Source organism: Glutamicibacter sp. Je.9.36 (genome assembly GCF_051129975.1).
In the GTDB taxonomy this organism is placed as follows: Bacteria; Actinomycetota; Actinomycetes; order Actinomycetales; family Micrococcaceae; genus Glutamicibacter.
In genome coordinates this window covers 19,203-41,576 of sequence record NZ_JBCPSN010000009.1, presented here as the reverse complement: position 1 = coordinate 41,576, position 22,374 = coordinate 19,203, and the positions used below count along the sequence as shown (strand labels likewise).

General features: G+C 61.7%; 21 protein-coding genes. 8 read left to right on the top strand and 13 right to left on the bottom strand.

Annotated elements, in window-relative coordinates; genetic code table 11:
- Positions 1-18 precede the first annotated feature (18 nt).
- Positions 19-993 carry a DnaJ C-terminal domain-containing protein gene (locus AAZQ98_RS16795; protein WP_434693902.1) on the top strand — a complete coding sequence of 325 codons (975 nt, stop codon included), beginning with the start codon at positions 19-21 and terminating at the stop codon, positions 991-993.
- Between the two features lie 113 nt (positions 994-1,106).
- On the top strand, positions 1,107-1,535 hold the full coding sequence (locus AAZQ98_RS16790; RefSeq protein ID WP_434693899.1) for a heat shock protein transcriptional repressor HspR: 429 nt from the start codon (positions 1,107-1,109) through the stop codon (positions 1,533-1,535).
- Here the strand turns inward: AAZQ98_RS16790 and AAZQ98_RS16785 are convergent.
- A complete protein-coding gene (locus AAZQ98_RS16785) occupies positions 1,532-2,110 on the bottom strand; it encodes a GNAT family N-acetyltransferase (RefSeq protein ID WP_332503335.1) in 579 nt (192 codons plus the stop codon). The genes AAZQ98_RS16790 and AAZQ98_RS16785 overlap by 4 nt on opposite strands.
- A gap of 98 nt (positions 2,111-2,208) precedes the next feature.
- The gene (gene trmB, locus AAZQ98_RS16780; RefSeq protein ID WP_133833561.1) at positions 2,209-3,066 is read right to left on the bottom strand and encodes a tRNA (guanosine(46)-N7)-methyltransferase TrmB; all 858 of its coding nucleotides are present in this window, start codon (positions 3,064-3,066) and stop codon (positions 2,209-2,211) included.
- A 126-nt stretch (positions 3,067-3,192) separates the two neighbouring features.
- Between trmB and AAZQ98_RS16775 the strand changes: the two genes are divergently transcribed.
- Complete coding sequence (locus AAZQ98_RS16775) at positions 3,193-3,603, top strand: YccF domain-containing protein (RefSeq protein ID WP_105656996.1); 411 nt, start codon at positions 3,193-3,195, stop codon at positions 3,601-3,603.
- Between the two features lie 73 nt (positions 3,604-3,676).
- Here AAZQ98_RS16775 and AAZQ98_RS16770 read toward each other — a convergent pair whose 3' ends face one another.
- The 3 genes from AAZQ98_RS16770 to AAZQ98_RS16760 form a co-directional block, all read right to left on the bottom strand.
- The gene (locus AAZQ98_RS16770) at positions 3,677-4,861 is read right to left on the bottom strand and encodes a TerC family protein (RefSeq protein ID WP_434693896.1); all 1,185 of its coding nucleotides are present in this window, start codon (positions 4,859-4,861) and stop codon (positions 3,677-3,679) included.
- A 308-nt stretch (positions 4,862-5,169) separates the two neighbouring features.
- Positions 5,170-5,637: a GNAT family N-acetyltransferase gene (locus tag AAZQ98_RS16765; protein WP_434693893.1), complete on the bottom strand. Its 468-nt coding sequence runs from the start codon at positions 5,635-5,637 to the stop codon at positions 5,170-5,172.
- Between the two features lie 30 nt (positions 5,638-5,667).
- A complete protein-coding gene (locus AAZQ98_RS16760; RefSeq protein WP_434693891.1) occupies positions 5,668-6,162 on the bottom strand; it encodes a DinB family protein in 495 nt (164 codons plus the stop codon).
- A gap of 170 nt (positions 6,163-6,332) precedes the next feature.
- On the opposite strand from AAZQ98_RS16760, the gene clpB reads away from it, so the two are divergent.
- Positions 6,333-8,921: an ATP-dependent chaperone ClpB gene (gene clpB / locus AAZQ98_RS16755; protein WP_434693888.1), complete on the top strand. Its 2,589-nt coding sequence runs from the start codon at positions 6,333-6,335 to the stop codon at positions 8,919-8,921.
- Between the two features lie 73 nt (positions 8,922-8,994).
- Here the strand turns inward: clpB and AAZQ98_RS16750 are convergent, their stop codons facing one another.
- The gene (locus AAZQ98_RS16750; RefSeq protein WP_434693886.1) at positions 8,995-9,636 is read right to left on the bottom strand and encodes a septum formation family protein; all 642 of its coding nucleotides are present in this window, start codon (positions 9,634-9,636) and stop codon (positions 8,995-8,997) included.
- Between the two features lie 222 nt (positions 9,637-9,858).
- Between AAZQ98_RS16750 and AAZQ98_RS16745 the strand changes: the two genes are divergently transcribed.
- Both AAZQ98_RS16745 and AAZQ98_RS16740 read left to right on the top strand, forming a co-directional pair.
- On the top strand, positions 9,859-10,077 hold the full coding sequence (locus tag AAZQ98_RS16745; RefSeq protein WP_105657086.1) for a DUF3073 domain-containing protein: 219 nt from the start codon (positions 9,859-9,861) through the stop codon (positions 10,075-10,077).
- A 191-nt stretch (positions 10,078-10,268) separates the two neighbouring features.
- Positions 10,269-11,159, top strand: a complete 891-nt coding sequence (locus AAZQ98_RS16740; RefSeq protein WP_434693965.1) for a Sir2 family NAD-dependent protein deacetylase — start codon at positions 10,269-10,271, stop codon at positions 11,157-11,159.
- Between the two features lie 245 nt (positions 11,160-11,404).
- Here AAZQ98_RS16740 and purM read toward each other — a convergent pair whose 3' ends face one another.
- From purM to AAZQ98_RS16720, 4 genes are all read right to left on the bottom strand, one after another.
- Positions 11,405-12,547, bottom strand: a complete 1,143-nt coding sequence (purM, locus tag AAZQ98_RS16735; protein ID WP_332485915.1) for a phosphoribosylformylglycinamidine cyclo-ligase — start codon at positions 12,545-12,547, stop codon at positions 11,405-11,407.
- 79 nt (positions 12,548-12,626) lie between these two features.
- Entirely contained in the window at positions 12,627-14,150 is a 1,524-nt protein-coding gene (gene purF / locus AAZQ98_RS16730; protein WP_434693881.1) for an amidophosphoribosyltransferase, read from the bottom strand.
- Positions 14,151-14,255: 105 nt separating this feature from the next.
- Complete coding sequence (locus tag AAZQ98_RS16725; RefSeq protein ID WP_105656989.1) at positions 14,256-14,582, bottom strand: hypothetical protein; 327 nt, start codon at positions 14,580-14,582, stop codon at positions 14,256-14,258.
- Positions 14,583-14,586: 4 nt separating this feature from the next.
- Positions 14,587-14,967, bottom strand: a complete 381-nt coding sequence (locus AAZQ98_RS16720) for a sterol carrier family protein (RefSeq protein ID WP_105656988.1) — start codon at positions 14,965-14,967, stop codon at positions 14,587-14,589.
- A gap of 302 nt (positions 14,968-15,269) precedes the next feature.
- On the opposite strand from AAZQ98_RS16720, the gene purD reads away from it, so the two are divergent.
- Positions 15,270-16,556: a phosphoribosylamine--glycine ligase gene (gene purD / locus AAZQ98_RS16715; protein ID WP_434693877.1), complete on the top strand. Its 1,287-nt coding sequence runs from the start codon at positions 15,270-15,272 to the stop codon at positions 16,554-16,556.
- Positions 16,557-16,571: 15 nt separating this feature from the next.
- Complete coding sequence (locus tag AAZQ98_RS16710) at positions 16,572-17,477, top strand: phosphoribosylaminoimidazolesuccinocarboxamide synthase (RefSeq protein ID WP_434693875.1); 906 nt, start codon at positions 16,572-16,574, stop codon at positions 17,475-17,477.
- A gap of 85 nt (positions 17,478-17,562) precedes the next feature.
- Here the strand turns inward: AAZQ98_RS16710 and AAZQ98_RS16705 are convergent, their stop codons facing one another.
- From AAZQ98_RS16705 to AAZQ98_RS16695, 3 genes are all read right to left on the bottom strand, one after another.
- Positions 17,563-19,371, bottom strand: a complete 1,809-nt coding sequence (locus AAZQ98_RS16705; RefSeq protein WP_434693874.1) for an ABC transporter ATP-binding protein — start codon at positions 19,369-19,371, stop codon at positions 17,563-17,565.
- Entirely contained in the window at positions 19,368-21,203 is a 1,836-nt protein-coding gene (locus AAZQ98_RS16700) for an ABC transporter ATP-binding protein (protein WP_434693872.1), read from the bottom strand. Before AAZQ98_RS16700 ends, AAZQ98_RS16705 begins: the two co-directional genes overlap by 4 nt.
- A 162-nt stretch (positions 21,204-21,365) precedes the next feature.
- Positions 21,366-22,319, bottom strand: a complete 954-nt coding sequence (locus AAZQ98_RS16695; RefSeq protein ID WP_434693870.1) for a metallophosphoesterase — start codon at positions 22,317-22,319, stop codon at positions 21,366-21,368.
- Positions 22,320-22,374 lie beyond the last annotated feature (55 nt).

Below are 22,374 nucleotides of genomic sequence, written 5' to 3'. Positions count from 1 at the left end.
TGAAAGGATGGGGCCCTGATGGCAAGTCAGGACTGGATCGAAAAAGACTTTTACGCCATTCTGGGCGTCTCCAAGGACGCCAGCGAGGCGGACATCAAGAAGGCGTACCGCAAGCTTGCGCGCAAGTACCACCCGGATACCAACCAGGGTGATGCGGCCGCTGAAAAGAAATTCAAGGACATCTCCGAAGCCAACTCGGTGCTTTCGGACAAGGAAGAGCGCGAGCAGTACGACGCGATCCGCGCCATGGGCGGCGGAGCGCGATTCTCTGCTGGTGGCGGCCCGGGCGGCCCCGGCGGGCAAGCCGGCTTCGAGGACATCTTCTCCAACCTCTTCGGAGGCGGCGGAGCGGGCCCACGTGGCCGCGGCGGGCAGCCGGACTTCTCCGACCTCTTCGGTGGTGGCGGCGGTTTCGGTGGCGGCGGCTTCGGCCAGAGCGCACCACCGCGCAAGGGTGCTGACCGCACGGCGAGCACCACGATTTCCTTCTCCGGATCAATTAAGGGCACCACCATTGGCCTGCGCGAGCAGAATGGCGAGGTCATTGACGTGCGCATCCCGGCGGGCATCAAGGACGGCCAGTCGGTGCGCGTGCGCGGCAAGGGCCAGCCTGGTGCTGCCGGCAACGGCGACCTGCTGGTCAAGGTCAAGGTCAGCGAGCACCCGTTCTTCAAGCGCGAAGAGAACAACATCCGCATCCACGTGCCGGTGACCTTCGCTGAAGCGGTGCTTGGAGCAAAGATCCACGTACCGACCCTGGACGGGGATTCCGTTGCGGTGAAGGTTCCCGCTGGATCCAACTCAGGGCGCACCTTGCGTCTGAAGGGCCGCGGCGTGAAGACCTCCAAGGCCACCGGCGATCTGCTGATCGTCCTGGATGTCGCGATTCCGCAGAACCTCTCGGATGCTGCAAAGAAGGCCGTGGAGGACTTCGCATCAGCCACCGAGGGCGAGGATCCACGAGTGGATTTGGCTGCCAAAGCCAGGCTCTAAACCCAATAGGCTGTTTTCCCTGCCCCGTCATCGAATTGGCCGGGCAGGGAAGATAGACTCGAAGGCAATAGGGACCGAATCCAAGGTCCTTGCAGAAAGGTGGTAGAAGCAACGTGAACGGGGAGTACCTGCGACCTGTCTTCGTCATTTCCGTCGCCGCGCAACTTGCAGACATGCATCCGCAGACGCTGCGCCAGTATGACCGCATCGGTTTGGTTTCGCCCAGCCGCCAGAGCGGAAAGCAACGCCGCTATTCGCAGCGCGACGTATCGCTGTTGCGCCAGGTGCAGGCCTTGAGCAAGGAAGGCGTCTCGCTCGAGGGCATCAAGCGCATCCTGGACCTGCAAGATCAAGTCGCCTATCTGCAAACCGAAGTCAATGGGCTTCGCCAAGAACTTTCCGCCGTACGCCAGGGCCAATCTCGCATCTTCGCTGCGGGCACCGCTGGAGGCGACATCGTTTCGTTGGCTAGGGGCATGCGCCCTGAACGCCGTGAACCGACTGTGACGCTGTTTACCACGCGCCGCGCTATCGGACGCTAGATCCGTCCGTGCCGGGCCAAGCGCGCTTCCAATTGGGTGCGCACGGCAGGCCATTCGTGCGGGAGTATTGAGAACACCACCGTATCGCGCAGGGTGCCGCTCTTTGGATCATATTTGTGATTGCGCAGCACGCCATCCTGCTTGGCGCCGAGCCGTGCAATCGCGGCGCGTGAAGCGGCATTGTGCCAGTGCGTGCAGAAGGCCACTGAATAGCAATCCAGTTCCTCGAAAGCCCGGCGCAGCAGCATGAACTTGGCAGCTGGATTGATCCCGGTGCCTTGGGCTGGCATGGCCAGAAACGTTGAGCCGATTTCCACGCGGTGATTTGCCGCGTCGATATTCAAGTAAGTCGTGGCCCCCACCGCTTTGCCGGTGGACAGGTCGATGATCGCAAAGGGAGCCATCTCGCCAGTTTCCTGCAATGCCAAGCGGCGCTGGATATCCAAGCGCATGGATTCGGCCGATGGGGTGGTGGCAAACCACGCTTCATCCAACTGGCCGTTGGCTGCGAGCTGGATCAGATCTGGGGCGTGGTCCATTGACAATTGTTCTAGCCGCACCCCGGCATAGTCCATTCTCGGAGCTTGGGCGTAGTGCAGACTTTGCGCAGAAGAAGAGGCCATGGAATCCATCCTAGGGATTCCATGGCCTCTTCAATGCTTTATTTCGGCGACTAGCCGATGCGGGTGTACGCCAGATCGAAGACCAGGCGACCAGCCTTGAGCGCCTTGCCTTCGAAGCTGGTCAGGATCCGGCGCTCGAAACGCGGGGCCCAGCCACCCTGGGCATCGGTGAATTCTGGCTCGGGGTCGAAGCCTTCCATGCCCTCGCGGCGCACCTTGGTCAGGTTGCTCTCAGTGCCGGACAGATTGCCATGATGCTGGTTCTCGAAGTCCGGATGGGCTTCGAGGACTTCGCGCATTTGCTCGGCGTAGTTGGACCAGTCGGTGGCCAAGCGCAGGGTGCCTCCCGGCTTGAGCACGCGGGAGACCTTGTCCAGGAACGAGGCCTTGATCAGGCGACGCTTGTGGTGGCGCGGCTTGTGCCATGGATCTGAGAAGAAGATCCAGATCTCATCGGCGCTGTTCTCGTCCAGCATGACATCCAGAACCTCTGGTGCATTGGCCTGCACTGCGCGGACGTTGGTGATGCCGAAAGACTCGACCTTCAGCATCAGCTGGGCCAGGCCCGGACGGTAGACCTCAACGGCGAGGTAGTTGCGCTCGGGATCATCTTTGGCGGCGTTGGCGATGCATTCGCCCAGGCCGGTGCCGATCTCCACGATCAGCGGTGCGGTGCGTCCGAAAGCCTCGGCAGGATCGAGCTGGAAGTCATCGGCAACCGAAGTGTCGGCGATCTTGCGGGGCGGCTCAATGACGTACTGATCGGCATTGCGCTCCCAGGCGCTGGCACGGCGGCCCTGCAGGCGGTTGCCGCGGCGCACGAAGGATACCGGCTCGGCACGGAAAAGGTCTGGGTTCCTAGGGGCAGTGCCGTGGGCTGGGCGCTGCTGCTCGCTCGATTCGCTCATGATGATTAATCCTAGCCGAGCAAGCTGCTTCGATGCTTGCCGAACGGTAGGGGATTGGACACCCCTAGAAGAAAATCGGGGGGATCCCCGATGGAGTAAAACAGGCAAAAGACAGAGAATATAACCATGACTGATTTAGTGCGCGGTATTCTCAACATTATTTGGCTGCTTTTCGGCGGCCTGTGGCTGGCCTTGGGCTACGTGTTGGCGGGCATCATCTGCTGCGTGCTGATCGTGACCATTCCATTCGGCATCGCCTCGTTCCGCATTGCCGGCTATGCGCTGTGGCCGTTTGGCCGCACCGTGGTCGACAACGGCCCGGTAGGCGCGTTCTCCACCCTGGGCAACATCATCTGGATCATTTTTGCTGGTATCTGGATTGCCGTGGGGCACGTGGTGACCGCGATCCCGATGTTCATTTCGATTATCGGCATCCCGCTGGGGATCGCAAACTTGAAGATGATCCCGGTTTCCCTGATGCCTCTGGGCAAGGTCATTGTGCCTTCGGACTATTTCATCGGCGGTGTTCGCCGCTAGGCTGCACCAAGACAGCGAATGGCTGCCAACCCTTGATGGGGTTGGCAGCCATTCTCTTTATGTACGAACCTGATCAGCTCTTGAGGTACTCATCGTGCTGGCGGTGCGCTTCGGCGACCTCGACACGGATCTTGTCCACGTCCTTGGCCTTGTCGCGGTACTTCTTTTCCATGGTTTTCACATACGCTTCTTCCTCCACCAAGGCGCGGTAGATGCGTTCGCGTTCGACCGCGTCCGAGGTGTAGCTCAGGTCGTTGTAGCTATTGGCATGGCGGCGCAGGTTGCCGATGGCAGTCTGGGCCTTGCCTGCCTTGCTGAACAGCGAAGCGAGAATTGTCAGTACCAGGACGCCGATAATGACGCTCAGCGACAGGCCGGTGCTGATTTCAATGACCATCACGTGCTCGCCATCATTGATGAATGGCAAGTTGTTCTCGTGCAGTGCGTGCAGGATCAGCTTTACGCCGATGAACGCCAGGATTGCTGCCAACCCGTAGGACAGGTAGATCAAGCGGTCCAGCAATCCGTCGAGCAGGAAGTAGAGCTGGCGCAGTCCCATGAGCGAGAAGGCGGTAGCCGTGAACACGATGTAGACGTTCTGGGTGAGTCCGAAGATCGCAGGGATGGAATCCAGAGCGAAGAGAATATCGGTACCGCCGATGGCCACCATGACCAGCAGCATCGGAGTCAGGACCTTCTTGCCATCGATCTTGGTGAACAGCTTGTCGCCGTCATAGTTGTCGGTAGTGTGGAATAGCTTCTTGGCGATCCGGATGATGAAGTTGTTGGCCTCATCGGATTCGTCATCCTTCTTCAGCAGGTTGCCTGCGGTCAACAGCAGGATCAGGCCGAACAGGTAGAAGACCCAAGCGAACTGGTTGATCAGCGCCGCGCCGACAAAGATGAAGGCGGTACGTGCGATCAGCGAGAAGACGATGCCGAAGAGCAGGACTTTCTGCTGGTCTTCGCGGGGTACGCGGAAGCTGGCGATGATAATCAGGAAGACGAACAGGTTGTCGACCGACAGGGCCTTCTCGGTAATGTAGCCCGCAAAGTACTCGGCACCCATGTCGATACCGCCGAAGACCAGCACCAGTACACCGAAAATGAGGGCCAAGCCAACGTAGATGCTGGACCAGATGGCTGCTTCGCGCAGCGATGGAACGTGGGCCTTGCGGATGTGGAAGAAATAGTCGAAGGCCAGAAGGGCGAGAATCACGACAATCGTGATTCCCCAAATCATAGGGGAAACTCCCATAGGGATTCCTGCTTTCGTAAGTAGCGCGCGAACGCATCTGAGTAAGTCTCTTCACCGACCCCGGGGCTGGCCGCAAAACCCGGCAGGACCATGAAGTCCTGCGTATTGACGGATTCAACGATTATGAATACTCCCTTACGTTTTACCAGCTTATCCTGATGCGGTGCTTCTGGAAAAATCTGTGTCCGTGGATGTCATGATGATCTGTAATGTACTTCGTCTTTGTGCAGTTGGGTAGGCGTCAATAGCAATTCGAAGAATGCAATTCGCTTGGAGCAACGTGGGCTAGGGGCAGGAAGTAGGCGCTGCTAGAGCGACTTGCGCATCTTGATGCTGGTGGTTTCATAGCCAAGCGATTCATAGAGGCCGCGAGCGCTCTGGTTGAATCCGAACACATTCAGCCCCAGGGTACGTGCGCCGTGGTCACGGGCGTATTCTTCGGCCAAATTCATGGTCTGGCGTCCAAACCCCTTGCCGCGGTACCCGGAATCGACAACTATGTCCCAAACCCACCATGAAGCCGGATCGCCTGAGGTGTCGTGGCCGATCCAGACATAGCCCACAGCGCCGAGAATGCCATGCTCCAGGGTGAATACCGCATTGGTGCAACTTGGCAATCCGGTGGGAAAGGCCCGGACCATGGCCCGGTCTGCCTCTTCCTGCGCCTTGCGCTGGGAACTGCCAGCGGCAACAAGGTCCGAAACGTACTCGGCGGTACTTCGTGCCATCCATGACTGGAATTCTTCGGCGGGAAGCGGGTGGAGTTCTAATGGCATGCCCGGAGTCTACCGGTTGAGGGCGGCACGCTATTTCCGCGCCGACAGGATTTGTTCACGCAGGATATCTGCGTGTCCGCAATGCTGAGCCAGTTCACGCAGCATATGCAGCTGGATCCAGCGCAGCGGCAGCGGTCCACGCCGGTTGCCTGAGAAGACGTCATCTCCTGTTTTGCCTTCGACTGCTTGATGCGACAGTTCGATGGCTTGGGCATATTCGTGCCGAATCGAATCGATGGTGTCGGAAGCCTCCAAGTCGAATGATTTGCTGGGCGAAGAGGCAATGCCCAGCTCTGCACGGCTCCGGCCGGTGGCTGCTTCACCGAACCAGACCCGTTCCACGAAGATCGCATGTTTCACCAGCCCGAGCAGCGTGGTCTTGGATTCAACCAACTTCATTCTGGCTTCGGCTTCACTCAGTCCGCCAGTGCAGGAAAGCAGCATCTGCCGGTGCTGATCGATGAAAACTTGGACCATATCATCGTGGGTCAGTGGAAAAATGTCCTTGGAATCCGGGTTGGCCATGCCTTATCTTAAGTCGGTAAATCATCAGTGACAAGGGATTTTGCTTCTGGGGCAAGTGAAATAGAAAATCTTTCGAAAATCTTGCTCTAGCTGGAATACGAAGAGTGCGAGTAGAGTTGAGTTAAGTACACTCAAGTTTATGGGTTCACCCAATTAGAGAAAGGATGCGCGTGGACACCAAACTCACCACTAAGAGCCAAGAAGCTCTCTCGGCTTCCGGGATGAACGCTTCAACCGCAGGCAATCCGCAGATTGAACCTGCGCACCTGCTGAAGGCCTTGCTGGACCAGCGCGACTCCGTCGCAGTCGCCCTCCTGAAGACCGCCGGATTGGATGTCGACGCGCTTTCGGTCAAGGCAAGCGCTGTCATCAACGCATTGCCTTCCAGCTCCGGCAGTTCAGTGGCCCAAGCCCAGTACTCTCGACAGCTGCTGCAGGTTGTGAGCAACGCCCAGGCGGCTGCCGCAGAAATGGGGGACAGCTACGTCTCCACGGAGCACCTGCTTATCGCCTTGGCGTCAGACCAGACCAAGGCCGGCGACGCGCTGCGCGAATTCGGGGCCACCCGCGAACTGCTGGTGGGCACCTTGCCCACCATCCGCGGCGACCGCAAGGTCGATAACCCGGATCCGGAGGCGACCTTCCAGTCCCTGGAGAAGTTCGGCACCGACATGACCGCCCTGGCTCGCTCGGGCAAGCTGGATCCAGTCATCGGCCGCGACCGCGAGATCCGCCGCGTGGTCCAGGTGCTCTCCCGCCGAACCAAGAACAACCCCGTGCTGATCGGCGAGCCAGGCGTTGGCAAAACCGCTGTAGTTGAGGGGCTTGCCCAGCGCATGATCGCGGGCGACGTGCCGGAATCCCTGCGTGGCAAGACCCTGATCTCGCTGGATCTGGGCGCCATGGTCGCCGGCGCCAAGTACCGTGGCGAATTCGAAGAGCGGCTGAAGTCGGTGTTGGAAGAGATCAAGGCTTCGGACGGCCAGATTGTCACCTTCATTGACGAGATCCACACCGTTGTCGGCGCCGGAGCCTCCGAAGGCGCCATGGACGCGGGCAACATGCTCAAGCCAATGCTCGCCCGCGGCGAGTTGCGCTTGATTGGTGCCACTACCTTGGACGAATACCGCGAGAACATCGAGAAGGATCCCGCCCTGGAACGCCGCTTCGCACAGGTGTATGTCGGCGAGCCCAGCGTGGATGACACCATTGCCATTCTGCGTGGGTTGAAGGAGCGCTACGAGGCGCACCACAAGGTTTCCATTGCGGACTCCGCCTTGGTGGCAGCATCCACTCTGTCCAACAGGTACATCTCCGGCCGCCAGCTGCCAGACAAGGCCATCGACCTGGTTGATGAGGCCGCTAGCCGCCTGCGCATGGAGATCGACTCGGCTCCGGAGGAAATCGATGAGCTGCGCCGCGAGGTGGACCGGCTGACCATGGAGGAACTGGCGCTGTCCGATGAAACGGATCCAGCTTCGGTGGAACGCCTGGATGCGCTGCGCAAGGACATGGCCGACAAGAAGGAACAGCTGGACGCGCTGAACTCCCAGTGGGAAGCCGAGAAGGCTGGCTTGAACCGCGTCGGCGACCTGAAGGTCAAGCTCGACGAGTTGCGCAGCCAAGCCGACAAGGCCCAGCGCGAGGGCGATCTGGAGCAGGCCTCTCGCCTGCTCTACGGGGAGATCCCAACGCTGCAGCAGGAACTGGATGCGGCGGCAGCTGCCGAAGCCGATAAGGCCGATACGCACACCATGGTTGCCGAGGAAGTCACCGCGGATGACATTGCAGAAGTCATCTCGGCGTGGACCGGTATCCCGGCCGGGCGCATGCTGCAGGGCGAAAGCCAGAAGTTGCTGGATATGGAAGAAATCATCGGGCAGCGCCTGATGGGGCAGAAGCAGGCTATTGCCGCTGTCTCTGACGCCGTTCGCCGTACCCGCGCCGGCATTGCCGACCCGAATCGGCCTACCGGATCCTTCCTGTTCCTGGGTCCTACCGGTGTCGGCAAGACGGAGCTGGCCAAGTCCCTGGCTGACTTCCTCTTCGATGATCCACGGGCGATGGTGCGGATCGACATGTCCGAATACTCGGAGAAGCATGCGGTTTCGCGCCTGGTCGGTGCCCCTCCGGGCTACGTAGGGTATGAAGAGGGCGGGCAGCTGACCGAAGCTGTGCGCCGCCGCCCGTACTCGGTGATTCTGCTGGACGAGGTGGAAAAGGCGCATCCGGAAGTATTCGATATCCTGCTGCAGGTGCTCGATGACGGGCGGCTGACCGATGGCCAGGGCCGCACCGTGGATTTCAGGAATACCATTCTGATCCTCACCTCGAATCTGGGTTCCCAGTTCCTGGTGGACCAGAGCATGGAAGACGAGGCCAAGAAGTCAGCGGTGATGAGCGTGGTCAATGCATCGTTCAAGCCGGAGTTCTTGAACCGTCTCGATGAGGTCATCCAATTCGATCCATTGAGCATCGAAGAGCTGGGCAGCATCGTCAAGCTGCAGATCGACCTGCTCGCACAGCGCTTGGCCGACCGCCGCTTGAACCTGGAGGTGGATCAGGCCGCCAGCGATTGGCTGGCTCTGACCGGTTACGATCCTGCCTACGGCGCTCGTCCGCTGCGCCGCCTGGTGCAGCGCGAGATCGGAGACCGGCTGGCCAAGGAGATCCTGGCTGGAACGGTGCAGGACGGGGATACCGTAGGGGTCACCCTGGACGAAGTTGGCGACAAGCTCAAAGTTGCCAAGAAGGCCTAGGAGCCTGGCAATGGCGAGGGCATGAACGGATGGAATTCCGTTCATGCCCTCGCCATTTTTCCTGAACGCAGACTTAGCTGTCGGTGGTCTCCTGTGCCTTGGATGGCTCCTCTTCGGAGTTCTCCGACTCTCCATCCGTAGCGCCCTCGGGCAGCAACGAGTTGCGGACGTCGCCCTCGGACAGGCTCAGGAAGCATGAAACGGTGCGGTCGCCCTGGCCCCAGGTGCTCTCAGAGGGACGCGAGAAGTGATAGGTCCATGTGGAGTCCAGCCCTGCACGAGGATCCAGCGACACCGATTTGCACAGGTCTTCGGATTGGGTGAGCAGCACGTTGGCTCCCGGGTACTCCTCGCCGGTGACCTGGAAGATGCCGATCAGCTGGGCATTGTGGGAGGAATCACAGGTCACGACCGTCTGCGTATCCAGTGGTGAATTGAATCCGCGCAGGCAGTCGCCTAGCTCCAACTGGGTTGGAGGCATCTCGGTGGCAACAATGCCGTCGAGGCCTGGATTCTCGTTGCGCTCCACGTTGTTCGCAGTTGGCGAAGCAGGGGGATCCACTAGTCTCAACACCACGAAAACCACTGCCGCGGCCAGTGCGAGAACGGCGACAATCATCAAGGCCCATTGGGCACTTTGACGCTTCGGCTTCTCCGGTTCTGGCTGCAATGGCGGCAAAGCCGCCTGCGGCTCGGGCAGATTGTTTTCCACCACCTGTTGAGCTCCTTCGTGGTTGGGTCGGGCGATCGCTCGCCGGCTCAATACATAGTCGTTGGACTAATCGACAGTCTAGCGGTTTCGGAGGGTGTTGCATTCAGCGCTCGCCGGTGAATCGTGTTAACCTTTAATTACGAAAGAACTGATCACATATTCGGGGGCCTTCATCTTTTCAAGGTGGACCACCTCCCGACTCTACTGAAAAGAGGGGGTCACGCCATGGGGCGCGGCCGTCAAAAGGCTAAAGCACAGCGTCAGGCGCGAGATATCAAGTACTACTCGCCGTCCACTGACCTTTCGGCACTTGAACGCGAGTTGGGCGTTCAGTCCGATCATCATGCTCAGAACACTGAGCGTAATGATTCATCGTATGACGAAGAATATTCGGAATACGACGAGCTGACTAAGAAGTACTCGGGAGATGACGAAGACGAGTAGCCTCGTCTTCTGATGCCGGGAGTCCTTGGCTCAGAGTGCCACACCTTAAGCATTGAGTGGTACAGCTCTTCAGTACATTTTGCGACAAGCCGCAGCGACTAAGCTAAATTAGCTTTTAGTCGTTGCGGCCTTTGTCGTGCCCAGTAATTGTTAGGTGGAACGTGAGCACTCCAGAAGAGCTATCCATCCAGATGGCGCATCATTCGGCCATCCGGTCGATGCAGCGCATTGTCGAGCAGCAGGCACCTGAATCCCCGGAAGCCGAAGCGCGTGCCGGGGTGCGCCACATGCTTTCCGCTGGCGGGGTCCTGGTGGTCACCGGAGCCGGTGTCTCTACCGATTCCGGAATCCCCGACTACCGGGGACCCAATGGTTCATTGCAGCGCCACCGGCCGATGACCTATCAAGAATTCCGATTCCGTCCTGAAGCCCGGCAGCGCTATTGGGCCCGTGGCTACGTCGGCTGGCGCCATATGGACAAAGCCGAGCCTAACCACATTCACCAGCGCTTGGTGCAGTGGGAAGAGCACGGGAAAATCAGTGGCATCATTACGCAGAACGTTGACGGGCTGCACCAGCAGGCCGGATCCAAACGGGTCATTCCGGTCCATGGCGACTTGTCGATCGTCCGCTGCCTGGACTGCGGGTACAGCGAGAACCGCAATGACTTTGATCTGCGCCTGCAGGCGGCCAACGAAGGCTATTTGGAGGCCGTGGAAATCGACCCCAGCGCGGTGAACCCCGATGGGGATGTGGAGCTGCCCCAGTATCTGGTTGACCGGTTCAACATGGTGGCCTGCTTGAGCTGCGGCTCGCTGGCCCTGAAGCCTGATGTGGTGTATTTCGGCGAGAACGTTCCGGTTGAACGCAAGGAACGCATTGCGGCACTTGAAGCGGAATCCACATCGCTCTTGGTGCTGGGCTCCTCCCTTGCGGTGATGAGCGGATACAAGATCCTGTTGAACTTCGTCAAGCGGGATTTGCCGGTGGCGCTGATTACCAACGGCCACGTCCGCGGTGAACAAAAAGCAACCTGGCGCTGGCGTGTGCCTTTGGAGCACGCCCTGAAGCAACTGGACTAGCAGGCCGGTATTTCGTCCCGCAAGGGACACCAATGAAGCGCGCCAAATGCTGCTCTGGGCACTCAGCCCGGCAGGAAGCGCGCACTGGTGCAGCACCACTGGCAGCATTGCCAGGTGCCTGGAAGCCGGGCAAGAGGGCTCCGCTCAACCCTGCATCCCCATTCGCATGGCGATGGCGTTAAAGAACCGATGCGCCGCACTGAAATCAGTGCGGCGCATCGGCAAGGAAGCGGATCCTGCGAGTACTACTTGGCGTAGTTGCCGGTCAGCAGCACTGCGCCGCCGTCAACGCCCTTGGCTCCCTGGACGTAGTCCAGTCCGGCATCGGCTGCCGCTGGATCGATATTCTCGACGCCGCCCATGACCCAAGCTCCCATGCCAGCCTTGTTCAGCAGCTCTACGGCACGATCAGCTACAGCTGGATCAACAACAGCAACCATGCCCACACCCAGGTTCAGGGTGCGCTCAAGGTCAGGCTGCGGCACGTTGCCCAGCTGGGCGATGGTGGAGAAGACTGCTGGCAGGGACCAGGTCGAGCGGTCCACACGGGCCATCAGGCCCTGGGGCAGCACGCGAGCCAGGTTGGCAGCCAGGCCGCCACCGGTGACGTGGCTGAAGCCGTGCACGCCGAAGTTCTCGCCGTCGTTCAGTTCGCCCACCAGATCCAGGCAAGCGGTGGTGTAGATGCGGGTCGGAACCAGCAGTTCCTCGCCCAGGGTCTTGCCGAACTCTGCAACTTCGCGTTCCAGCTCCCACTTGGCGTGGGCGATGACGCGGCGCACCAGCGAGTAGCCGTTGGAGTGGATGCCCGAGGACGCCATGCCGATGACGACGTCGCCGGCCCGCACGCGCTCCGGACCCAGCAGCTGGTCAGCTTCGATGACACCGGTAGCAGCACCGGCAACATCGTATTCGTCCTCGGCCAGCAGGCCCGGGTGCTCCGCGGTTTCGCCGCCAACCAGCGCGGTGCCGGCCAGCTTGCAGCCTTCCGCGATGCCGCGCACGATATCCGCGATGCGCTCCGGGACGACCTTGCCGGTGGCGATGTAGTCGGTCATGAACAGCGGCTTGGCGCCCACCACGACAATATCGTCGACCACCATGCCGACCAGGTCCTGGCCGATGGTGTCGTGGATGTCCAGCTTCTGGGCGATGGCAACCTTGGTGCCCACCCCGTCGGTGGAGGTAGCCAGATACGGCTTCTTGTAACCGGTCAGGAACGATACATCGAAGAGCCCGGCGAAGCCGCCGACCCCTCCGACAACGCCCGCGGTGTGGGTTGCCTTGATCGCGCCCTTCATCAACTCAACGGCACGGTCACCGGCCTCAACGTCAACGCCGGCACCGGCATAGGTGATGGAAGTTGGCTGCTGATCATTGCCGCTCATGGCAGTCGGTTCCTTTTCTGTTCTGGGCGCCGCATGTCCGGCGCCCTTTGCAACGAGATGGTTGGGATCGTGGAGGGGATTAGCTGTTGGTTTCGAACTCGGCATCAGGACCTGGCTCGCAGCCGCCCTGGTTGCTGCGCTCCAGCAGGTTCTTGCCGCGGCGCTCCTCGTTCGGCAATGCGATCGGGTACTCGCCGGTGAAGCACGCGGTGCACAGGCGCTCTCGCGGCTGGCGGGTCGCTTCGATCATGCCGTCTTCGGAAATGTAGGCCAAGGAGTCCGCGCCGATGGAGGTCGCGATCTCAGCCACGGCAGCGCCGTTGGCGATCAGCTCGGCACGCGAGGCGAAGTCGATGCCATAGAAGCAAGGCCACTTGACCGGAGGCGAGGAGATCTTCACATGCACCTCGGCGGCACCGGCCTCGCGCAGCATGCGCACCACCGCGCGCTGGGTGTTGCCGCGGACGATCGAATCATCGACCACGACGACGCGCTTGCCGCGCAGCACGGTTTCCAGCGCATTGAGCTTGAGCTTGATGCCCAGCTGGCGCAGGGTCTGCGATGGCTGGATGAAGGTACGGCCCACGTAGGCGTTCTTCACGAAGCCGTGGGTGAATGGAATGCCCGATTCCTCGGCGTAGCCGATGGCGGCCGGGGTGCCGGACTCCGGAACCGGGATCACGATGTCCGCGTCCGCGCTGTTCTCGCGGGCCAGCTGGCGGCCCATTTCCACGCGGGATTCGTAGACCGAGCGGCCGGCAATGGCAGCATCGGGACGAGCCAGGTAGACGTATTCGAAGACGCAGCCCTTGGGGGTGGCTTCGGCGAAGCGGGTGGAACGCACGCCGTTCTCGTCGATGGCGATCATTTCGCCGGGTTCGATTTCGCGGATGAACGAGGCGCCAACGGTAGCCAGTGCAGGCTGCTCCGAAGCAACAACCCAGCCTCGGTCCAGCCGGCCCAGGACCAGCGGGCGAACACCATGCGGGTCGCGGGCTGCGTAGAGGGTGTCCTCGTTCATGAAGACGAAGCAGAAGGCGCCTTCGATTTTCGGCAGCAGCTCCAGCGCGGTTTCTTCCAGCGACTGGCCTTCGGAACCGGCCAGCAAGGCGGTGACCAAAGCGGTGTCGGTGGTGTTGCCCTGGGCGAGTTCGCCGCGGACCTTGCCGCCTTCGGCCTGCTGCTTGGCGGAGACCATATCTGCCAGATCAGCGGAGTTGGTCAGGTTGCCGTTGTGGGCCAGGGCGACGGTACCGGCCTGGGTCGGGCCCAAGGTCGGCTGCGCATTGGCCCAGTGGCTGGCACCGGTGGTCGAGTAGCGGCAGTGGCCGATAGCCAGCTGGCCGGCCATGGAGTTCAGCGTATTCTCGTCGAACACCTGGGAGACCAGGCCCATGTCCTTGTAGACGTTGATACGCGCACCGTCGCTCGTGGCAATACCAGCGGATTCCTGTCCGCGATGCTGCAGGGCGTACAGGCCGTAATAGGTGAGTTTTGCGACCTCTTCGCCAGGAGCCCAAACGCCAAAAACGCCGCATTCATCCTGCGGCCCCTTTTCGCTTGGAAGCAGGTCGTGATTTAAGAATCCATCGCCACGCGCCATGTTGGTTATTCTCTCATGTTCCAGTTGGTCGACACCGACCAAAAATGTGGTGGGTGGCGGCCAGGTGCGCGGCCGCCTGCTCTTCTAATTCAGGAGAAAAGCTGCCTAGCCTTGTAGTCCGCTGGAGTCAGTGTCCTCGGCCAGAGGAACTGCCAGATGCTTGGTGGTTTTGCGTGAGGTCACGCGATCAACAATCACATACGCCAATGCGCCGATGCCTACGCCCAGGCCTGCACCGAATATGGCGAAGAATCCGGACGCCGAGGTGCGGGTGTAATCCTGCGATGGTTCGCCAAGCAGGCCAATGATGAGACCGGCTAGCGCGCCAAGGACCGCGAAAGTCAAAATGAACGGCCAGAACTTGGGCGACGAGTGAATATGCACTTCAACACTCTGATCGGCAGAAGACGGGGTAGCGGGGTGTTGCTCCATACCCTTAAGGGTACTCAATAAGTGGTAGGTGCGCTGACAAGTCTGCCCTAAGTCCCGAAGCATGCAATTGCCCAGTCTGCAAGGCCTCGGCCCAGCCGATACGCCCAGTAGCAAGGGAAAGCCAGAGTTCAGCAGGCATTTCGACCACATTCGGGGGTGTTCCGCGGGTGTGCCGGGGACCTGCTATGCACTGAGTCACACCGAAGGGCGGAACGCGTACCTCGACCGAGTTGCCCTCGGCGCGGGAGGCCAGCTCCTCCAGCGAAAAGCGCACCGCGGTGGCGAGCACCGGGCGGGCTATTTTTCCTTGTCCCTGCGTGGTTCCGGACCATTCGCGCAGGGCCGCTCGGCCAGCGGTTTCATCAACGCGCCGTTTGATTGCCATGGGTCAATTCCACTTTCTCTCAATGACGGAGAAACGTCATATTTGCGTGCGCTGGGCATCTACTGTGGATCTGGAAAACCAAGAAATCCAGCCATGCCAACTCTAGTTCAGCCAACGCAGCGCTGGTTGGATGCCGGCATGATGCTGTGCCGAAGACTTCCAGGGGGCGCTTTGGGCTTGCTGGCGCCGAATTCGCCCCGCGGCCCGGTGCCAGACGGGCGGCCAGATCGACGGGGCCTGCGGCTAATGCCTGCGCGTCATAGACGCGGTTGACCCGCTGGATCTCCGGTAAACTCGACCGGGTGAAGGTACTGGTTATTGGCCCAGGCGGCCGTGAGCATGCAATTGTCCGTGCACTGAGTGCAGACCCCTACGTCAACGAAGTTCATTGCGCCCCCGGCAACGCCGGTATCGCACAGGACGTCACCACCCACGCGATCGATGCGCAGGACCCTGCCGCAGTCGTCGCGCTCGCCCAGGAACTGGGCAGCGATCTGGTAGTCGTCGGCCCCGAAGCGCCGCTGGCCTCCGGTGTTTCCGATGCGCTGATCGCAGCGCAGATCCCGGTCTTCGGCCCGACCCAGGCTGCCGCGCAGCTCGAAGCGTCCAAGGCTTTTGCCAAGAACGTCATGGCTGCCGCTGAGGTTCCCACCGCCATGGCCCATGTGGCCACCAACCGCGAGGAAGCCGCCAGTGCGCTGGATGACTTCGGTGCGCCGTATGTGGTCAAGGACGATGGCCTGGCCGCCGGCAAGGGCGTCGTGGTCACCGGCGATCGCGACGAAGCGCTGGAGCACGCAGAAGCCTGCTTTGCCGCCGGCGGGACCGTAGTGATCGAAGAATTCCTCGATGGCCCAGAAGTTTCACTGTTTGTCATCTGCGATGGCAAGCATGCTGTTCCGCTGGCCCCGGCACAGGACTTCAAGCGCATCTTCGATAACGACGAAGGCCCGAACACCGGTGGCATGGGTGCCTACTCACCGCTGGAATGGCTGCCGGAGAGCTTCGTCGACGAGGTCATGGACCGCGTCGCTTACCCGACCCTGCGCGAAATGGAAAAGCGCGGCACCCCATTCACCGGCGTGCTGTACTGCGGCTTGGCGATCACCAAGCGCGGCATCCGCGTCATCGAGTTCAATGCCCGCTTCGGCGACCCGGAAACCCAGGCTGTCCTTGCCCGGCTGAAGACTCCGCTGGGCGGTGTGCTGCTGGCTGCCGCCAAGGGCCGGCTCGATGATGCCGAGCAGCTGACCTGGTCCGCGCAGACCGCAGTTGATGTGGTCATCGCCGCCGAGAACTACCCGGACACCCCGGTCAAGGGAGCGGTGATCTCCGGGCTGGAGGCAGCCAACGGAATTGACGGCGTGCACGTGATGCATGCCGGAACTTCCGCGGATGCTGAAGGGAACATCATTGTTTCCGGTGGCCGCGTACTGGCCGTGGTGGGCCTGGGTGATGGCCTCGCGGCGGCCCGCGCCGCAGCGTACGCCGGGGTTGCCGAGATCAGCTGGGACGGTGCCCAGTCGCGCACCGACATTGCGTTGAAGGCCGAACGCGGCGAAATCGCCATCGCCAACGAAAGCAAGTAGAGGACTACAGAACTCATGGCAGGATTCCAGACCGAAGTGCTCGACCTAGAAGGTTGGGACCATTACTACTCGGGCAAGGTACGCGACCTGTACGTGCCTGCGGGCTCCAGCTTCGAAGGCACCGACCGTGTCCTCGTGGTGGCCTCCGACCGCATCAGCGCCTACGACTTCGTGCTGGCCAGCGAAATCCCGGACAAGGGCAAGGTGCTCACCCAGCTCAGCCTGTGGTGGTTCGAGCAGCTGGGCGACTTCGCCAACCATGTCATCTCCACCGATGTTCCAGCCGAGGTGGCCGGACGCGCGATGGTGTGCAAGAAGCTGGGGATGTACCCGATCGAGTGCATCGCCCGCGGATACCTGACCGGATCGGGCCTGGCCGAGTACAAGGCCTCGCAGACCGTGTGCGAGCTGCCACTGCCGGCAGGACTGGTGGATGGCTCGCGCCTGGAACCGGCGCTGTTCACCCCATCGGCCAAGGCCGAGGTGGGGGAGCACGACGAGAACATCTCCTTCGAGCAGACCGTGGAACGCGTTGGCGCCGAAGTGTCCGAGGCGCTGCGCGAGAAGACCGTGGCCCTGTACGAGCAGGCCGAGCAGATCGCCCGCGCGCGCGGCATCATCCTGGCCGATACCAAGGTGGAGTTCGGAGCTGATCCGGCCACCGGCGAGATCACCCTGGGCGATGAGGTGCTGACCCCGGATTCCTCGCGTTTCTGGGATGCCGAATCCTACAAGCCGGGCCAGGCGCAGGCCAGCTTCGACAAGCAGTTCGTCCGCGACTGGCTGACCTCCGCCGAATCGGGTTGGGACAAGAACTCGGGCGAAGAACCTCCTCAGCTGCCAGCCGGAATCATCGAGAAGACCCGTGCCCGCTACATCGAGGCCTATGAACGGCTCACCGGCCAGGTCTTCAGCGCCTAGGCGCAGGCGAAGAACAACCACGCACGGCAAAGCCCTCCGCTGATCGAAGTGATCTGCGGAGGGCTTTGCGCTGTCCTGGGCGGGATCAGACCAGCGAGTCCTTCCAGGCCTTGTGCAGGGCCGCGAAGCGTCCTTCATCGGCAATCAGCTGCGCTGGGGTGCCGTCCTCGGTGATCTTTCCATCGTGGACCACCAGCACGCGGTCCGCGATCTGCACGGTGGACAGGCGGTGCGCGATGATCAGCGCGGTGCGGTTGCCCAGCAGGGTTTGCAGTCCGCGCTGCACGGCCCGTTCCGAAGGGATATCCAGGGAGCTGGTGGCCTCATCAAGGATCAGCACCGCCGGATCGGCCAGGAAGGCGCGGGCAAAGGAAATCAGCTGGCGCTGGCCGGCCGAGACCCGTCCGCCTCGCTTGTTCACGTCGGTGCCGTAGCCCTCGGGCAGGTCCATGATGAACTCGTGGGCGCCGACCGCGCGGGCGGCGGACTCGATATCCTCCGGGGAGGCGCCCGGCCGGCCCAGCGCGATGTTCTCGGCCACCGATCCGGAGAAGAGGAACGCCTCCTGGGTGACCATCACCACGTGCTGGCGCAGTTCCTTGTTCGACAGCTCGTTGATCGGCACCGAATCCAGTTCCAAGGTGCCCGAACGCAGGTCGTAGAAGCGGGCAATGAGCTTGGCTAGGGTGGATTTGCCGGCACCGGTCTGGCCTACCACCGCCACCGTTTGGCCCGCCGGGATCCGCAGGTCGAATTCCTCCATGATCACCGGGCCCTCGCCGTAGCCGAAGACCGCGTCCTTGAAGACCAGCTCGCCGGCCACCTTGCGGATGGTGCGCGGGGCCGCAGGCTCGCGCACTGTCGGTTCTTCCTCCAGCAGCCCCGAAACCTTCTCCAGGGCGGCGGTGGCCGACTGCAGCGAGGAATAGAACATGGCGATCTGCTCGACTGGCTGGAACAGGCGCTTGGAGGCCAGCAGGATGGCCACCATCGCACCGACCTGCATGGTGCCGTCGATGATGCGGAATCCGCCGTAGGCGAGCAATGCCGCCACCGTCAGGTTGCCGATCAGGACCAGTCCCGGCTGCAGGACGCCGAAGAGGTTGAAGGAACGCACCGAGTTCACCCGGTACTGCTCCGCGAGATCCGAGTAGTTCGCGTCGTTGGCTTCCTCGCGGCGGAAGGCCTTGACCGCGCGGATGCCGGTCATGGTTTCCACGAAGGTGGAGATGACCTTGGCCGAGACCACGCGGGATTCGCGGTAGAGCAGCTCGGAGCGGCGCTGGTACCAGAAGAAGAGGATCACTACCGGGAGGGCGGCCACGCAGACCACCAGGCCGCTGCGCCAGTCGAGGAAGAAAATCGAGACCAGGGTGAAGACCACGAACACGCAGGAGGAGGCCAGTTCCGAGACGCCTTGATCGAGCAGCTCGCGCAGCGTTTCCAGATCGGAGGTCTGCCGGGAAATGATCCGCCCGGAGGTGTAGTTCTCGTGGAATTCGAGGCTCAGCCGCTGGGTGTGGCGGAAGACCTGCTGGCGCAGATCCAGGAGCATCGCCTGGGAGATCTTCGCCGCGCTGGTGATGTACCAGGAGAGCAGCACGCCGCTGAGCACGGCGCACACGATGTATCCGGCCCCGGTCATCCCCAGGGCGCCCCAGTTGCCTTCGCGCACCTGCGGCAGGGTCCAGTCGATCGAGAAGGCGATCAGCACCGGAAGCAGCACGCGTGCCGCGTTGGAGAACAGCACCAGCACCACGGTGAGGACGAACAGCTTCTTCTGCGGCACGGCCAGCGAGGCCAGCAACCGGAAGGAACGTTGCCGCACGACCTTGCGTTCGGCGGCAGAGAGCTTGATGGCGTCTTCATTGGCGACGCCCAGTGGCTTGCTCATCGGGAGACCTCCACGGTGGCTGGCTGGTCTTCGTCATCCAGGCTGGCGATGACGAATCGGTAATGCTCATTGGTGCTCAACAGGTGGGCGTGGCTTCCCACCGCGTCGATGCGGCCATCGCGCAGCAGCGCCACGCGGTCGGCGAGCATCACGGTCGAGGGCCGGTGGGCCACGATCAGCGTGGTGGTTCCGGCCAGGACTTGGCGCAGCCTCTCGGTGACCAGTTCCTCGGTACGCACATCCAGGGCGGACAGCGGATCGTCGAGAACCAGCACGCTCGGACGCGCTGCGATGGCGCGGGCCAAGGCGATGCGCTGGCGCTGCCCGCCCGATAGCGACAGGCCTTCTTCGCCGATCAAGGTGTCTACGCCTTCGGGCAACGCGTAGGCGAATTGCGCCTGGGCGACGTCCAGGGCCTCGGAGAGCAGGGCTTCGCGCTGCTGCTCATCCAGGTTTTCCGGGGCGCCGAGCAGCACGTTGCCGCGAATGGAGGTGGAGAACAAGGTGGTGTCCTCGAAAGCCACGGCGATCTCGGTTCGCAGTTCCTGGAGGTCCCAGTCCTTGACGTCCTGTCCGTGGATGAGCACCTCGCCGGCGGTCGCTTCATGCAGGCGCGGAACCAGATTCAGCAAGGTGGACTTGCCTGAACCGGTGATGCCGACCAGGGCCATGGTTTCCCCGGGACGGATCTCCAGGTTGATGTCGGCCAGGATCGGCCGGTGGGTGCCGGCGGTATCCGGGTAGGCGAAGCGCACATGCTCCAGCTTCACGCTGCCATCGCGTTCTGCAGGGACCCGGGGCTGCGCGGGGGAATCGATGTCATTGATTGAATCCATGACCTCGAAGTGGCGGTCCAGCGCAGTTTTGGTGCTCAGCGTCATGCCCAGCAGCATTCCCATGCCCTCGACGGGGCCGGCGATGACCGCGGCGATCGCGAAGTAGGCCACCAGCGAGCCGACGCTCAGCGTGCCGTTGGCGACCTGGGCAATGCCGATGAGCAGGCCGATGCCCAGAATGGTTTCGGGCACCGCAACGACGGTGAGCAGGAAGCTGGCCAGGGTCTTGGCCTTGGTTATTTCGGTTTCCTGCAGGGACTTTGCCTGGGCGCTGAAGCCCGCGTAGACATGCGGCCCGCGGCCGAAGGCCTTGATGACGCGGATGCCGTGCACGGATTCTTCCACCGCGGTGGCCAGGTCGCCAGCCTGGTCCTGGCTGCGGCGGCTGGCAGCCCGGTAGTCGTTGCGGAAACGGTAGGCCTTGATGGCAATCGGGATGGATCCCAGCAGGTAGAGCAGTCCCAGGATCCATGAATGGGTGAACATCAGCACCAGCCCGGTGATGACGGTGACGGTTTCAACGACCAGCATCATCGCGCCGAATGCGAGCCAGCGGCGCAACAAGGAGAGATCCGACATGGAGCGGGAGAGAAGCTGCCCCGAGCCCCAGCGTTCGTGGAACGCCACGGGCAGGCGCTGCAGGTGCTTGTAGAAGCGGATGCGCATCTGCGCTTCAAGGCCGGCTGCGGGATTCAGCACGAATTGGCGGCGCAGGAAGATCAGCAGGGCTTCGACAAGGCCCAATGCGGCAACGATGCCAACAGAGAGCCACACCTCCGAGGCTGCTCCATCACGATGCAGGACGACATTCACCAGCCAGGCGAGCACCTGGGGGATGGCCAGCGCGACAATGCCGGCGCCGAGCGCGCAGAGGAAACCGCAAAAGAGCCGGGGGAAGATCGGCTTGACGAAAGGAGCAAGCCGTTTCAGTGTTGCGGAGAGCGGGACCGGATCTTTCGAACCGGCCTGTTGAGCTTGAGCCACGGTACCCCGCATTCATCCAGAAGTTTGACAGAGTTACAGACTACCGGCAGTAGTTGGGATAATTCAATCAATAGGCAACTATTGGAAAGAAGTGCTTCACATTGGAGGCAAATAATCCCCGGTCGAGCACCAAGAAGGTGCTTGACCGGGGATTACCCGAAGAAATTTCGTGGCTTAGTCGCGGGCAGCCAGGGTAACCATGACGGCTTCCGGCGGGCAGGCGAAGCGAATCGGAGCGAAGCGCGAGGTACCCACGCCAGCGGAAACATTCAACGGAACGGTGTTGCCGTTGTATTCCCAATCGCTCAGGCCGCGGGCGCGCCACGTAGGCAGATCGCAGTTGGAGACCAATGCGCCATAGCCCGGGATGCACACCTGGCCGCCGTGGGTGTGGCCAGCGAAAATGACATCAGCCTTCGCCTCGGTGAATTGGTCAAGAACCCGCTGGTAGGGCGCGTGGGTGAGCGCAATGCGCACGTGGGGCGCCTGGCTGCTTGAGGAGGAACCACGCGGCCAGCCAGCGAAGTGGTCCCGGTCGATGTGCGGATCATCCACGCCGGTAAGATCCAGGCGCAGGCCATTGAGCACCGTGGAATGCGCGCGGTTGGACATGTTGATCCAGCCGGCTCCGCCGAAAGCCCGGTGCATTTCTTCGAACGGCAACTGGTCGCGCGGGGCAGGGTTGGGAGTTCCGGTGGAAGGAGCCAAATACCTGAACGGGTTCTTCAGCTTCGGAGCGTAGTAGCAATTGGACCCGGGAACGAAGGCGCCAGGGAAAGCCATCAGCGGTTCCAGCGCCTTGATCAAAGCAGGCACGCCCTTGCGGTGGCTGAGGTTATCCCCGGTGTTGATGACAAAGTCGGGCTTCAGATCAGCCAGACCGCGCAGCCACTGGGCTTTGGCTTCCTGCCCTGGAACCATGTGGATGTCCGAAAGGTGCAGGACCTTGATGTCGCCGTATCCGCGGGGCAGGACCTTGAGCGATTCGTGGCGCAGCCCGAACTTCTGGGCTTCCAGCATGCCATAGCCCACCAGAGCTCCGCCGATGGCCAGAGCGCCGGTGGCGGCAAGGGCCGCAGTACCGCTGGCATGACGTAATGCCGAAGCGAAATTATTCTGTTCAACCATGACTTCTGTGCCATCGTCCTTTCAAGCCCGGAGGCAACTTCTGGTGGAGTTCTCC

Bases quoted from the DNA above. Each gene is read 5' to 3' on its own strand.
- AAZQ98_RS16760 (WP_434693891.1), bottom strand. From the start codon at position 6,162: ATGGCCAACCCGGATTCCAAGGACATTTTTCCACTGACCCACGATGAT.
- AAZQ98_RS16710 (WP_434693875.1), top strand. From the start codon at position 16,572: ATGGCAGGATTCCAGACCGAAGTGCTCGACCTAGAAGGTTGGGACCAT.
- purM (WP_332485915.1), bottom strand. From the start codon at position 12,547: ATGAGCGGCAATGATCAGCAGCCAACTTCCATCACCTATGCCGGTGCC.
- AAZQ98_RS16795 (WP_434693902.1), top strand. From the start codon at position 19: ATGGCAAGTCAGGACTGGATCGAAAAAGACTTTTACGCCATTCTGGGC.
- AAZQ98_RS16720 (WP_105656988.1), bottom strand. From the start codon at position 14,967: ATGGCAATCAAACGGCGCGTTGATGAAACCGCTGGCCGAGCGGCCCTG.
- trmB (WP_133833561.1), bottom strand. From the start codon at position 3,066: ATGAGCGAATCGAGCGAGCAGCAGCGCCCAGCCCACGGCACTGCCCCT.
- AAZQ98_RS16705 (WP_434693874.1), bottom strand. From the start codon at position 19,371: ATGAGCAAGCCACTGGGCGTCGCCAATGAAGACGCCATCAAGCTCTCT.
- AAZQ98_RS16775 (WP_105656996.1), top strand. From the start codon at position 3,193: ATGACTGATTTAGTGCGCGGTATTCTCAACATTATTTGGCTGCTTTTC.
- AAZQ98_RS16740 (WP_434693965.1), top strand. From the start codon at position 10,269: ATGGCGCATCATTCGGCCATCCGGTCGATGCAGCGCATTGTCGAGCAG.
- AAZQ98_RS16745 (WP_105657086.1), top strand. From the start codon at position 9,859: ATGGGGCGCGGCCGTCAAAAGGCTAAAGCACAGCGTCAGGCGCGAGAT.
- AAZQ98_RS16725 (WP_105656989.1), bottom strand. From the start codon at position 14,582: ATGGAGCAACACCCCGCTACCCCGTCTTCTGCCGATCAGAGTGTTGAA.
- AAZQ98_RS16695 (WP_434693870.1), bottom strand. From the start codon at position 22,319: ATGGTTGAACAGAATAATTTCGCTTCGGCATTACGTCATGCCAGCGGT.
- AAZQ98_RS16700 (WP_434693872.1), bottom strand. From the start codon at position 21,203: ATGCGGGGTACCGTGGCTCAAGCTCAACAGGCCGGTTCGAAAGATCCG.
- AAZQ98_RS16765 (WP_434693893.1), bottom strand. From the start codon at position 5,637: ATGCCATTAGAACTCCACCCGCTTCCCGCCGAAGAATTCCAGTCATGG.
- AAZQ98_RS16770 (WP_434693896.1), bottom strand. From the start codon at position 4,861: ATGGGAGTTTCCCCTATGATTTGGGGAATCACGATTGTCGTGATTCTC.
- purF (WP_434693881.1), bottom strand. From the start codon at position 14,150: ATGGCGCGTGGCGATGGATTCTTAAATCACGACCTGCTTCCAAGCGAA.
- AAZQ98_RS16785 (WP_332503335.1), bottom strand. From the start codon at position 2,110: ATGGACTATGCCGGGGTGCGGCTAGAACAATTGTCAATGGACCACGCC.